The sequence below is a fragment of the Blastococcus xanthinilyticus genome (assembly GCF_008124835.1).
GTDB classification, from domain to species: Bacteria; Actinomycetota; Actinomycetes; order Mycobacteriales; family Geodermatophilaceae; genus Blastococcus; species Blastococcus xanthinilyticus.
Genome location: NZ_VNHW01000010.1, coordinates 96559 through 109061, shown reverse-complemented (window position 1 = coordinate 109061; position 12503 = coordinate 96559). Strand labels below are relative to the sequence as shown.

The window sequence follows — 12503 nt, the reverse complement described above, 5'->3', positions numbered from 1 at the left end:
CGGGCGGTGCTCTCGGTCAGTGCTGTGCCTCAGTCGTTCTTGCTGTTCTCGGCGGCGTCCATCGACTCGCCGCTGCCCTGGTCCTGCGGCTCGGGCACGACGTCGCCCTCGCCGGCACCCTCGGCCGCCTCGTCGGACTCCTCGCGCTCGATCCCGGCCTCGGCCTCGGCCTCGGCGAGCTCGGCCTCGAGCGCCTCGGCGGTGGGCGCGCCCAGGAAGCCGATGACCAGCGCCTCCGGGTCGGTGATCAGCGTGGACCCGGCCGGCAGCGCCAGGTCGCCGGCGGTGATGCCCTGACCGGCCTCGCGGCCGGTGACGTCGACCTCGATGCTGTCGGGGAGACGCGTCGCGTCGGCCTCGATGGAGACGGTGTTCAGCTGGTGGTTCGGGATGGCGTCCGGCGCCGGCTGGCCGACGATGACGATCGGCACCTCGACGGTGGTCTTCTCGCCGCGCCGGACCAGCAGCAGGTCGACGTGCTCGTGCACGCGGGTCAGCGGGTCGCGCTGGACCGCCTTGGTCAGGGCCAGCTGCTCCTTGCCGTCCAGGACGATGGTCAGCAGGACGTTGGTGCCGCCGTTGCGCAGGGCCGCGGCGAACTCGCGGGCCGGCAGCGACAGGTGGACGACGTCCTGGCCGTGCCCGTAGAGGACGGCGGGGACGCGGCCGGCGCGGCGGGTACGGCGGGCGCTGCCCTTGCCGAACTCGGTGCGGGACTCGGCGTCGAGGCGGAAGTCAGCCACGGTGGTGTGCTCCTAGCGATGAGGGTCTGCGTGCGTGCCGGCGACCGGGCGCACCGCACCCCCGAGGGGCACACGCACGTCGATCACGGAACGCGGAAGCGTTCCCTCGCCGGGCAACAGGGGAAGACGATACCCGCTCCGCCCCGGCAGCCGCGCAGCGGTCCGCCCGAGCGGGGGCCGGAGGCTCCCCCGAGGACGGACGGGACGCAGGACGAAGACGCTGGTACGTGACGCGCCCCGCGAGGCCAGTCCGCCGAGCGGGGGCCGGAGGCTCCCCGAGGCGGAGCCGGGCAACGGCTCAGCGCAAGCCGGGAACGCCTCCTGGCCGCGGTCGGAGCCCGGAGGGCGACAGTCCTACGAAGCCCCGTCGAACAGGCTGGTGACGGAGTCGTCCTCGAAGACGGCCTTGATCGCCCGCGCGACGAGCGGCGCGATCGACAGGACGGTCAGCTTGTCGAACTGGCGGGCCGGCTCGATGGGCAGCGTGTTCGTGACGATCACCTCGCTGACCTTGCTGTTGGACAGCCGCTCGGCCGCCGGACCGGACAGCACGCCGTGCGTGGCGGCGACGATCACGTCCGCGGCCCCTGCGTCGAACAACGTCTCCGCGGCCTTCACGATCGTGCCGCCGGTGTCGATCATGTCGTCCACCAGGATGCAGACCCGGCCCTCGACCTCGCCGACGACCCGGTTCGCCACGACCTCGTTGGCGACCAGCGGGTCGCGGGTCTTGTGGATGAAGGCCAGCGGGGTGCCGCCGAGCTTGTCGCTCCAGCGTTCCGAGACCCGGACCCGGCCGGAGTCCGGGGAGACGACGGTGATGTCCCGGTCGGCCCAGTGCTCCTTGACGTGGTTGATCAGCAGGTCCATGGCGAAGAGGTGGTCGACCGGGCCGTCGAAGAAGCCCTGGATCTGCGCGGTGTGCAGGTCGACGGTCATGAGGCGGTCGGCGCCGGCGGTCTTGTACATGTCGGCGACCAGGCGGGCGGAGATGGGCTCGCGGCCGCGGTGCTTCTTGTCCTGCCGGGCGTAGGGGAAGAACGGCGCCACGACCGTGATCCGCTTGGCCGACGCGCGCTTGAGCGCGTCGACCATGATCAGCTGCTCCATGAGCCAGGTGTTGATCGGCGCGGTGTGGCTCTGCACCACGAAGGCGTCGCACCCGCGCACCGACTCCTCGAACCGCACGAACAGCTCGCCGTTGGCGAACTCGTAGGCCGACGTCGGCGTCGGCGTCACGCCCAGGTGCCCGGCGATCTCCTCGGTCAGGGCGGGGTAGGCCCGGCCGGAGAAGAGCATCAGGCTCTTGTTGGTGGTCTGCCGGATGGCGCTCATCGACTTGGCGTCCTCAGCTGTCGGAGTTCGCACGGGAGGGCTCGTCCCGGTCCTCGCGTGGTGCCTCGGCCCGGCTCTCGGCCGCTGCCGCGGCCTCCGCAGCGGCGGTTCCGGGCCGTCGGCGACGGACCCAGCCTGCCACATTCCGCTGGGGCGCCCGCGCGACGGCCATCGCCCCGGGGGGTACGTCGGAGGTGATCACCGATCCCGCGGCGGTGTACGCGCCGTCCCCGACGACCACCGGCGCCACGAGCATGGTGTCCGACCCGATGCGGACCTGGTCGCCGATCGTGGTGCGGTGCTTGGTCACGCCGTCGTAGTTGACGAACACCGTGGCCGCCCCGATGTTGGCCCCGGCGCCGATGGTCGCGTCGCCGACGTAGGACAGGTGCGGGACCTTGGACCCCTCCCCCACCTCGGCGTTCTTGGTCTCGACGAAGGCACCGACCTTGGCGCCCCGGGCGAGCCGGGTGCCCGGGCGCAGGTAGCTGAACGGCCCCACCGACGCCTCCGGCCCGATCTCGGCGCCCAGGCAGTGCGAGCGCACCACGGTCGCGCCGGCGGCGACGGCGCAGTCGACCAGCGTGGTGTCCGGGCCGACGCTCGCCCCGGGCGCGACCGTCGTCGTCCCGCGGAGCTGGGTGCCCGGCTCCAGGACGGTGTCGTTCCCCACGGTCACGGTGACGTCGACCCACGTGGTCGCCGGGTCCACGACGGTGACCCCGTCGCGCATCAGGCCGTCGAGCACCCGGTCGTTGAGGGTGCGGCGTCGGACGGCGAGCTCCCGGCGGTCGTTGCAGCCCAGGACGTCGTCGGGGTCCTCGGCTCGGACGGCGGCCGTCGGCGCACCACCGGCGACCAGCGGCGCGAGCGCATCGGTGAGGTACTGCTCGCCCTGCGCGTTCGACGTCCCGAGGCCGGCGAGGACCCGGCGCAGGGTGCCGGCGTTGGCGACGTAGACGCCGGCGTTGACCTCCCGGATGGCGCGCTGCTCGTCGGTCGCGTCCCGCTCTTCGACGATGGCCCGCGGCGCGCCGTGCTCGTCGCGGACGATCCGGCCCAGGCCGGTGGGGTCGGCCACCTCGGCGGTGAGGACGGTGAAGACGCTGCCGGCGGCGTCGTGGGCGGCCACCAGCCCGGTGAGCGTGCGGCTGGTCAGCAGCGGCGAGTCCCCGTTGACGACGAGGACGGAGCCCTCGAGGTCCGGCACGGCGGCCAGCGCCACCTCGGCGGCGTGGCCGGAGCCGAGCTGCTCCTCCTGCACCACGGGGCGCGCCGCGGGGGCCACCTCGGCGAGGTGGGCCCGGACCTGCTCGCGACCGGAGCCGACCACCACCAGGGTGTGCGCGGCCCGCAGCGGCGCGGCCGCGGCGAGGACGTGGCCGAGCATGCTGCGCCCGCCGAGGGCGTGCAGCACCTTGGGCACCGACGAGCGCATGCGGGTGCCCTGGCCGGCGGCCAGCACCACGACGGCGGCCACGGCGGGGGCGGGTTCGGAAGCCGGGTGGGTCACGGATCTCCTCGGTCGGCGACGACGACAGCTGCTGGGGGACTCGGACTCGAACCGAGACTTCCCGGCTCCAAAGGCCGGCGGGCTGCCGATTACCCCATCCCCCACCCCGGTGCCGGTTCCGGCGCCGGGGGCGCCCGTGTGCACCGGCGCCCGCCCGCGAGCCTAGGGCCCGGCCCGGGAGAGGGCACCCGCCCACCACCTGCGCAGCCGCTGCTGCGGTCGCCGCGCTCCCGGCGGTGCCGTAGGTTGCGCACCAGATAGCCGGGTCCGACGTGGGCCGGCACTCCCCCCACCTCGGTCGCCCCGGAGGCACCTTGTCCGCTCCTGCTCGCACCCGGCCCACCGCTCCACCGCGCCCGGCGGAACCGCACACCGGGTTGCCGGCCAACGCGATCGGGCGGCGCAAGAGCGTGCTGGAGATCGTGACGCTGTACGTCATCGTCATCGTCCCCTTCGTCGCCCTGGCGGCAGTGGTCCCGGCGGTGTGGGGCTGGGGCCTGTCCTGGCTCGACGTCGGTCTCGCGATCGGCTTCTACTTCTTCACGCTGCTCGGCGTGACCGTGGGCTACCACCGCTACTTCACCCACGGCTCCTTCAAGGCGAAGCGGCCGCTGCGCCTGGGCCTGGCCGTCGCCGGCTCGATGGCGATCCAGGGCCCGGTCGTGCAGTGGGTGGCCGACCACCGCCGGCACCACGCGTTCTCCGACCGCGACGGCGACCCGCACTCGCCGTGGCGCTACGGCACGGACCTGCGCTCGGTGCTCAAGGGGATGTTCCACGCCCACCTGGGCTGGCTGTTCGAGCGGCGGAAGACCAGCATGGAGCGCTACGCGCCGGACCTGCTGAAGGACCCGGCCCTGGTGCGCACCGACCGGATGTTCGTGGTTTGGGCCGGGACCAGCCTCTTCCTGCCGGCCCTCATCGGTGGCCTGGTGACCCAGAGCTGGGCCGGCGCGCTGTCGGCGTTCTTCTGGGCCGGCCTGGTGCGCATCGCGGTGCTGCACCACGTCACCTGGTCGATCAACTCGGTCTGCCACGTGGTCGGCGACCGCCCGTTCGTCTCCCCCGGCCGCGACCGCGCGACCAACTTCTGGCCGCTGGCGATCCTCAGCGCGGGCGAGTCCTGGCACAACCTGCACCACGCCGACCCGACCTGCGCCCGGCACGGCGTGCTGCGCGGGCAGATCGACATCAGCGCCCGCGTCATCTGGGCCTTCGAGAAGCTCGGCTGGGCCTGGAACGTCAAGTGGCCCGACCCGGTGCGGCTGGCCGCCAAGCGCCGCGTCCCGGCGCCGGCCGGCAGCTAGGACGCCGGGCGGGCGCCGGGCACCGGGCCGGTCACGGCGCGGACGGTCCGGAACACGCCCGCCCCGGCGAGCTCGGCCGCCAGCCGGACGGCGCCCCGCCCGTCGTCGGCGAGCGCCGCCACGGTCGGCCCCGAGCCGCTGACCAGCGCCGCCCGCGCACCGGCCTCCCGCGCGGCGCGCACGGCCCGGCGCAGATCGGGCCGCAGGCTGAGCGCGGCCGCCTGGAGGTCGTTGGACAGCACCGCCCCGAGCTCGTCGGCCGAGCCCCTGCGCAGCGCCGTCAGGACCGCGTCGGCCGACCCCGGCTCCGCCACGTCGGGCACCTGGCCGGCCGCCCGGAGCCGGTCGAGCTCCGCGTACACCCGCGGCGTCGACAGCCCCTCCCCGGCGATGCCGAGCACCCAGTGCCAGCGGCCACCGGCGAGCACCGGGGACACCTGCTCCCCGCGTCCGGTGCCCAGCGCGGTCCCGCCCACGAGGCCGAAGGGGACGTCGCTGCCGAGCTGGGCGGCCAGGTGCAGCAGGTCCTCGCGGCCGGCCCGGGTGCCCCACAGCGCGTCGAGGGCGACCAGCGTCGCCGCCGCGTCCGCGCTGCCGCCGGCCAGCCCGGCGGCGACCGGGATCTCCTTGGCGACGTGCAGGTCGGCGTCGGCCCGGACCCCGGCGTGGGCGGCGAGGAGCTCGGCCGCCCGCCAGACCAGGTTGGTGCGGTCGGCAGGGACGAGCCCGGCGCCGCGGCCGCCGGCACCCTCGCCCGAGACGGTCAGGGACAGGCCCTTCCCGGGCCGGGCGGTCACCGTGTCGTACAGCGAGACGGCGACGTACACCGTGTGCAGGGCGTGGAAGCCGTCCGCGCGCACCGGCCCCACCCCGAGGTGGACGTTGATCTTCGCCGGGGCGCGGACCACGACCTCGGACGCCGCGCTCACGGCTGCACCGGCTCGGTGGCGGCCAGGCGGGCGAAGTCGGTGACCGAGAGCTGCTCGCCCCGGGCAGCCGGATCGATCCCGGCCGCCCGCAGCCGCGTCTCCGCGGCGGCCGGGCTGCCCGCCCAGCGCGCCAGGGCGGCGCGCAGCCCCTTGCGGCGCATGGCGAAGGCGGCGTCGACCACGGCGAAGGTCGCCTGCCGGTCGCCCGGCGGGGGCGGGCGGCGGACCAGCCCCACCAGCCCCGAGTCGACGTTGGGCTCGGGCCAGAAGACCCGGCGGCCGACGCTGCCGGCGCGGCGCACCTCGCCGTACCAGGCGGCCTTCACCGACGGGACGCCGTAGGCCGGTGCGCCGGGCGCCGCGGCGAGCCGTTCGGCCACCTCCGCCTGCACCAGGATCATCGCCCGGTCCAGGGTCGGGAGCAGCTCCAGCAGCGTCAGCAGCACCGGGACGGCGACGTTGTACGGCAGGTTCGCCACCAGCGCCGTCGGCGGCGGACCGGGCAGCTCGGTCACGCGCAGGGCGTCGGCCTCCACCACGGCCAGCCGGTCGGCCAGGTCGGGTCGCCGGGCGGCGACGGTCGCCGGCAGCAGGGCGGCCAGGCGCGGGTCGATCTCCACCGCCGTGACCCGCGCGGCCGCCGGCAGCAGCCCCAGGGTCAGCGAGCCGAGGCCCGGACCGACCTCCAGCACGACGTCGTCGGGGCGCACGCCGGCGGTGCGCACGATCCGGCGGATGGTGTTGGCGTCGTGCAGGAAGTTCTGCCCGAGCGTCTTGGTCGGGCGGAGGTCGAGCTGCTGGGCCAGCTCGCGGATCGCGGCCGGGCCCAGCAACCCGTCGGCCTGCCCGGGTGGAGTGCTCAGGGGGTGCCGATCAGCCGAACAGGCGGGGGCCGCAGTGCGGCCACTGCCCGGCGCCGGCGCGGTTGTAGAGCTGCTGCGCCCGGAAGGTCTGCTCGTCCGGCGAGGCGGCCGAGGGCAGGCCCGAGCCGCCGACGGCCTGCCAGGTGGCCACCGAGAACTGGTAGAGCCCGTGGTACTTGCCGGTGCCGCTCACCGCGTCGGGGCGCCCGCCGGACTCGCACGCGGCGAGGGCGGCCCAGTTGAGGCCGTCGGCGCCGGGCTTGTTCACGGGGCGGGCCTTGGTGCCGACCGTCACGTGCTCGTCGACCGGCGCGCGGGTGACCGTGCTGGCCAGCTGCTCGCGGCTGGTCTCCCGGCCGTCGACGACGGTGACGCGGAAGGTGGTGGCCTGCTCGCCGTCGACGCCCTGCTGCGTGACCTGCTCGTCGCCCTGGAACGCCGCGGCGTCCGGGGTCTCGACCCGGCCGTGCGCGATGGGGGCGTTCTCGACGACCTCGGTGACCTGCACCCGGAACACCTGGAGGCGCATCCGGTTGAGCAGGGCCTGGGTCGGCCGGAGGCTCATGCGGTCGGTCCCGCTCAGCGCGATGCCCTGCTCGGCGAGGAGGTCACCGGCCGTGGCGGCGGTCGTGGTGACCACCCGCTCCTGGCCGTCGGCGACGAGGACGACCTCCTTGGGCGTGGTGATCGTCAGCTGCATCCCCTCGAGCGGCAGGCGCTCGCTGCGGCTGGCCGACACCTGCAGGCCGTCGGCGCGCATGCCGAGCTGCTCGAGTGCCTCGTCGACCGAGAGCGCGGTGACGTAGACCTCGCGGGAGACGCCGTCGACGGTCAGCTCCAGCGGGCGTGCCCGGCTGAGGACGACGGCATCGCCGTCGGACAGCGGCTGGTCGGCGGCCGGCAGGACGACGTCGTGCGCGGCGAGCGCCAGCTCCTCGTCCTCGAGCACCTCACCGACGGTGCCGGCGTAGGTGCCGACCTCGCGGGTCTGCCCGTCGACGGTGAGCAGGACGGTCTTCTGGGCGAGGAAGAAGGCCAGCGTGCCGCCCACCAGTCCGAGGAGGACGAGGGCGAAGAGGCTGAGCTGCAGAGGACGGCGCACGACACTTCCAGTTGTCACAGAACCCGGGCAGGAAGGCGCGGCCGGTCCGCACGGAGCGGCCCGGTCGCGGCGCGGACTCGGGCGGCGGCCGCCGGGAGGCCCGGCCGGACTGCCGCCCGGGGTCGTCCTCCACCCCGGCTGTCGGTCACGACACGATAACGAACACCGCACGCCTGGCAACGGCGCGCCAGCAGTCAAGCAGAGCCGACCGCCTCCGGACTGTCGACTCGCCGACACGGACCGTGACGGACGTGCCGGAGACCCCCGGGATCCCGGGGTAGGGACGCCCACCGGGCGCTGGCGTGGCCCGTGACGAACGCCACCGCGTGGAACCGGCCGGACGGGGCAGCCGGGCGGCGATCAGCCGGTGAGCGCCCGGCTGTTCGAGCGCACCGGCCGCAGCCAGGTGAGCAGGAACCCGGCCACCGCGAGGCCGGCCGCCAGCGCGGAGAAGCCACCGGCGACGAGGGCCACCGGCAGCACGTCGAAGCCCTCGCCGGCCTCCCCGCCGCGGCCCAGGCCGGCACGCAGCAGCAGCGTGCCGAAGGGCAGCAGGGCGCTCACGCTGGCGGCCGCGACCACCAGGTGCGCCGTCCAGGTGCGCAGCGCCTCGTCGACGGGCACGTCCGCACCCTCCGCCGGCAGCGGTCGCAGCAGCGCCCGCAGCAGCGCCACCTCCGCCAGCAGCCAGGCCACCAGCGGCGCGACGACGACGGCCCACCCCGCGGCCGGGCCGAGATCCCCCGAGGACCACGCCTCGCCGGCCGTGACCAGCTCGGCCACGACGACCAGCCGCATCGTCCACACCAGCCAGGCGGAGATCTGCTCCCCCTGCCGGGGGCGCCGCGGGGGCGCGCTCAGCGCCCAGCGAGGACGCGGCCGGGTCGCCTCGGCGAGCAGGACGCCGGCCAGGAGCCCGAACGCGAGCAGCGGGAGCCAGAGGAAGACCGACGCCTCGGCGAGGAGCACCACGCTCACCACGATCCCGACGACGCCGAGCAGCAGGCCCAGGCCGCGCCAGCGGCGGCCGTGGGCGGCCTGGCGCCGCAGCGCCGCCGTCCCCTGCGCCGTCGGCTCGACCAGCTCGACCCCACCGCCGGCGACGGCGCGCCGCCCGGAGGCGAGCCCCCAGGCTCGCGCCAGCAGCACACCGGGCACCAGCAGCGCGATGAACACCACGACGGCGATGAGACGACCCACGCCGTCAGTGTCCCCCTGAATTCCGACCATGGGGCAGCCGCCGGTCACGCTCCGGTAACGGCGCCCTCCGGCCGGCGGGCACTCAGCTCCAGGGGCCGAAGACCCGTTCGGCCGTGGCGGTGAGCGCGGAGCAGAGCTCGGTGAGGTCGGTGCCGGTGACCTCCGCCAGGGCGCGCACGGTGTGCGGGACCAGCCGGGAGGCGTTCGGGCGGCCCCGGTACGGGACCGGGGTGAGGAACGGCGCGTCGGTCTCCACCAGCAGCTGGCCGACCGGGGTGAGCGCCGCGGCCTCCCGCAGGTACCCGGCGTTGCCGAAGGTCAGGGTGCCGGCGAAGGAGAGCACGTAGCCCCGCTCCACGCACGCCTTCGCGAACACCGCGTCCCCGGAGAAGCAGTGGAAGACGGTGTGCTCGGGGGCGCCCTCGTCCTCCAGCACCCGGAGGATCTCCTCGTGGGCGTCCCGGTCGTGGATGACCAGCGCGAGCCCGCGCTCCTTGGCGATCCCGATGTGCGCCCGGAACGAGGCCTCCTGGGCCGCCCAGCCCTCGGGGCCGGTGCGGAACCGGTCCAGCCCGGTCTCCCCCACCGCGCGCACCCGCGGCAGCGCCGCGAGCCGGTCGATCTCGGCGAGCGCGTCGTCGGTGGCCCGGCCCTCCCCCGCCTCGTTGGGGTGCAGGGCGACGGCGGCGAGCACGTTGGGGTGCCGGGCCGCCAGGTCGGCCGACCACCGCGAGGAGGCGACGTCGACCCCGACCTGGACCAGCCGCGGTATGCCGACCGCCTCCGCCGCGGCGATCTCCGCGTCGACGGCGGCCTCGGACGCCCACTCGCCGTGCTCCCCGTCGGCCGGCCGCTCGCCCAGGACGATGTCCAGGTGGGTGTGGCTGTCGAGCGCGGGCGCCGGCAACGGCTCCGGGGACGGCGGCGGCTCGCCCCGCCGGTTGGCGCGGGACGACGCCGAGCGGCTCATTCCCCGCCCTCCTCCAGTCGCCGGATCTCCTCGTCGACGACCGACGGGTCCAGCTTGGTGAAGATCGGCTTCGGCGGCGCCAGGGGCGTTCCGGGGGCCGGCAGCGGCGTGGAGGCCCAGACGGCCTGCCCCTGCTCGTAGTCGCCGGTGATGACGGGGTACGGCGAGCCGTCGTCGAGGTCGGTGACCTCCTGGATCTCCGGCGCGACCGACCAGACCCCCGTCCCGCCCAGCAGCTCGTGCACCGTTTGGGACGAGTGCGGGAGGAACGGGGTCAGCAGTGCGTTGCAGTCCTTGATCGCCTGCAGCGCCGTGTGCAGGACGGTGTCCCGGCGGGCCGGGTCCTCCTTGAGCTTCCACGGGGCCTGGTCCGACAGGTACTTGTTCGCCTCGCCGACGACGCGCATGGCCTCGTTGATCGCGGCCTTCTGCCGGTTGCGGGAGAGCAGGTCGCCCACGGGGGCGAACGCGCCGGAGGTGGTGGCCAGCAGCGCGCGGTCGTCGTCGGTCAGCTCACCGGGCGTGGGCACGGCGCCGACGTTCTTCGCCGCCATCGACACCGACCGGTTGACCAGGTTGCCCCAGCCCGCGACCAGCTCGTCGTTGTTGCGGCGCAGGAACTCCGCCCAGGTGAAGTCGGTGTCCTGGTTCTCCGGCCCGGCGACGGCGATGAAGTAGCGCAGCGCGTCCGCGTCGTAGCGGGCGAGGAAGTCGCGCACGTAGATGACCACGTTGCGGGAGGAGGAGAACTTCCGCCCCTCCATCGTCAGGAACTCGCTGGAGACCACCTCGGTGGGCAGGTTGAGCCGGCCCAGGGAGCCCGGCGTGCCGCCCTTGTCGCCCGCGCCGTTGTAGCCGAGCAGCTGGGCGGGCCAGATCTCGGAGTGGAAGACGATGTTGTCCTTGCCCATGAAGTAGTAGGCACCCGCGTCCGGCGCCTGCCACCACTGCCGCCAGGCGTCCGGGTCCCCGGAGCGGCGGGCCCACTCGATCGAGGCCGACAGGTAGCCGACGACGGCGTCGAACCAGACGTAGATGCGCTTGTCCGGCCGGTCGCGCCAGCCGTCCAGCGGCACCGGCACGCCCCAGTCGATGTCGCGGGTGTAGCTGCGCGGCTTGAGGTCCTCGAGCAGGTTGACGCTGAAGTTGAGGACGTTCGGGCGCCAGCTCTTCCGGGTGCCGAGCCAGTCGCCCAGCGCCCGGGTGAACGCCGGCAGGTCGAGGAAGTAGTGCTCCTCCTCGACGAACTTCGGCGTCTCGCCGTTGATCTTGCTCACCGGGTTGATCAGGTCGATCGGGTCGAGCTGGTTGCCGCAGTTGTCGCACTGGTCGCCGCGGGCGCCGTCGTAACCGCAGATGGGGCAGGTGCCCTCGATGTAGCGGTCGGGCAGGGTGCGGCCGGTGCTCGGGCTGATCGCGCCGAGCGTCGTCTTCGGGAAGACGTACCCGTTCTTCAGCAGGCCCAGGAAGATCTCCTGGCTGACCGCGGCGTGGTTGGCCGTCGTCGTCCGGGTGAAGAGGTCGTAGCTCAGCCCGAGGGACTGCAGGTCGCCCACGATGATCCGGTTGTTGCGGTCGGCGATCTGCCGGGGCGTGATGCCCTCGGCGTCGGCCGCGACCGTGATCGGGGTGCCGTGCTCGTCGGTCCCGCTGACCATGAGGACGTCGTCCCCGGCCATGCGGTGGTACCGGCTGAAGACGTCGGAGGGGACGCCGAACCCGGAGACGTGGCCGATGTGCCGCGGCCCGTTCGCGTAGGGCCAGGCGACTGCGGTCAGGATGTGCCGATCACTCACGGCCTGAGCCTAGGCGGCCCCGTCGAGCGGGCGCCCGCACGGGCGGGGGAACCGGGGTTCAGGGCTGGTAGACGACGCTGGACGCCGGGGTGCCGACGGCCTCGTCGGCGGGGGCGAGCACGGTCACGGCGACCAGGCCGAGCGCGATCGCGCCCAGGGTGACGGTGCACAGCACCCGGTGGCGGCGCACCGGATCGGGCCGCTGGACCCGCGGCCGCGGCCCGGCCAGGACCCACCGGCGGGCCGAGGGCGCGTCGGCCAGCAGCAGCTTGCCGACCGGAAGCGCGACGGCGAGGGCGAACAGCACGGGCAGCGGCGGCGCGGCGGCCAGCCAGGACGGCGCCGGCGCCACGACGGCGAGGACCCCGAGCAGGGTGACGACCAGCAGCTCCACCGACGAGGTGGCCACGACCAGCCGGCGGCCGGCACCGTCGATCAGCGCCGCACCGCCACCGGCGCAGAGCACGATCCAGCCGGCGAGGACGACCACGCCAGCGACGAGCAGCCCGGCCGCCGGCCGGGTGGCCGGGGACAGGAGGGCGCCGGCCTGCGTCAGCCCGGTGGCGAGCAGCCCGACCGCCTCGAGGACGGCGAGGACGCCGGCCGCGAGCGCCGGCACGGGCACCCGGCGGGCGGTGCGGGCGGGCGCCGGCGCGAGGGTGTCGCGGACGTCCAGGATCGTGCTCGCCACGGGGCTGACTCCCTGACCGGTGGGTGCTGTCCCCGGTCAGGACGGCGGGCGCGG

The 12503-nt window shown here is 74.9% G+C and carries 11 protein-coding genes and 1 tRNA gene; 1 reads left to right on the top strand and 11 read right to left on the bottom strand.

All coding sequences use genetic code 11. The annotated features are described in order from the left end of the window. Positions 1-29: 29 nt before the first annotated feature. The 4 genes from BD833_RS15760 to BD833_RS15745 all read right to left on the bottom strand — a co-directional run bounded on the left by BD833_RS15760 (position 30) and on the right by BD833_RS15745 (position 3695). The gene (locus BD833_RS15760; protein ID WP_166534089.1) at positions 30-743 is read right to left on the bottom strand and encodes a 50S ribosomal protein L25/general stress protein Ctc; all 714 of its coding nucleotides are present in this window, start codon (positions 741-743) and stop codon (positions 30-32) included. A gap of 354 nt (positions 744-1097) precedes the next feature. Beyond that, positions 1098-2078: a ribose-phosphate diphosphokinase gene (locus BD833_RS15755; RefSeq protein WP_166534088.1), complete on the bottom strand. Its 981-nt coding sequence runs from the start codon at positions 2076-2078 to the stop codon at positions 1098-1100. A gap of 13 nt (positions 2079-2091) precedes the next feature. Continuing rightward, the gene (gene glmU, locus BD833_RS15750) at positions 2092-3591 is read right to left on the bottom strand and encodes a bifunctional UDP-N-acetylglucosamine diphosphorylase/glucosamine-1-phosphate N-acetyltransferase GlmU (protein WP_243737704.1); all 1500 of its coding nucleotides are present in this window, start codon (positions 3589-3591) and stop codon (positions 2092-2094) included. 31 nt (positions 3592-3622) lie between these two features. Next, positions 3623-3695: transfer RNA gene (locus BD833_RS15745), tRNA-Gln, on the bottom strand. Positions 3696-3905: 210 nt separating this feature from the next. Here BD833_RS15745 and BD833_RS15740 point away from each other — a divergent pair. Beyond that, positions 3906-4898: an acyl-CoA desaturase gene (locus tag BD833_RS15740; protein WP_166534087.1), complete on the top strand. Its 993-nt coding sequence runs from the start codon at positions 3906-3908 to the stop codon at positions 4896-4898. Here the strand turns inward: BD833_RS15740 and BD833_RS15735 are convergent. The 7 genes from BD833_RS15735 to BD833_RS15705 form a co-directional block, all read right to left on the bottom strand. Then, the gene (locus BD833_RS15735) at positions 4895-5827 is read right to left on the bottom strand and encodes a 4-(cytidine 5'-diphospho)-2-C-methyl-D-erythritol kinase (protein ID WP_166534086.1); all 933 of its coding nucleotides are present in this window, start codon (positions 5825-5827) and stop codon (positions 4895-4897) included. The genes BD833_RS15740 and BD833_RS15735 overlap by 4 nt on opposite strands. After that, entirely contained in the window at positions 5824-6660 is an 837-nt protein-coding gene (gene rsmA / locus BD833_RS15730; protein ID WP_243737703.1) for a 16S rRNA (adenine(1518)-N(6)/adenine(1519)-N(6))-dimethyltransferase RsmA, read from the bottom strand. Before rsmA ends, BD833_RS15735 begins: the two co-directional genes overlap by 4 nt. 40 nt (positions 6661-6700) lie before the next feature. Then, complete coding sequence (locus BD833_RS15725; protein WP_166534085.1) at positions 6701-7792, bottom strand: resuscitation-promoting factor; 1092 nt, start codon at positions 7790-7792, stop codon at positions 6701-6703. 360 nt (positions 7793-8152) lie between these two features. Next, positions 8153-8992, bottom strand: a complete 840-nt coding sequence (locus BD833_RS15720) for a hypothetical protein (protein ID WP_243737702.1) — start codon at positions 8990-8992, stop codon at positions 8153-8155. A gap of 82 nt (positions 8993-9074) precedes the next feature. After that, positions 9075-9962, bottom strand: coding sequence for a TatD family hydrolase (locus tag BD833_RS15715; RefSeq protein WP_166534084.1), 888 nt, complete (start codon positions 9960-9962; stop codon positions 9075-9077). After that, positions 9959-11758: a methionine--tRNA ligase gene (metG, locus tag BD833_RS15710; RefSeq protein ID WP_166534083.1), complete on the bottom strand. Its 1800-nt coding sequence runs from the start codon at positions 11756-11758 to the stop codon at positions 9959-9961. Before metG ends, BD833_RS15715 begins: the two co-directional genes overlap by 4 nt. Before the next feature lie 58 nt (positions 11759-11816). Further along, positions 11817-12449 carry a hypothetical protein gene (locus tag BD833_RS15705; RefSeq protein ID WP_166534082.1) on the bottom strand — a complete coding sequence of 211 codons (633 nt, stop codon included), beginning with the start codon at positions 12447-12449 and terminating at the stop codon, positions 11817-11819. Positions 12450-12503 lie beyond the last annotated feature (54 nt).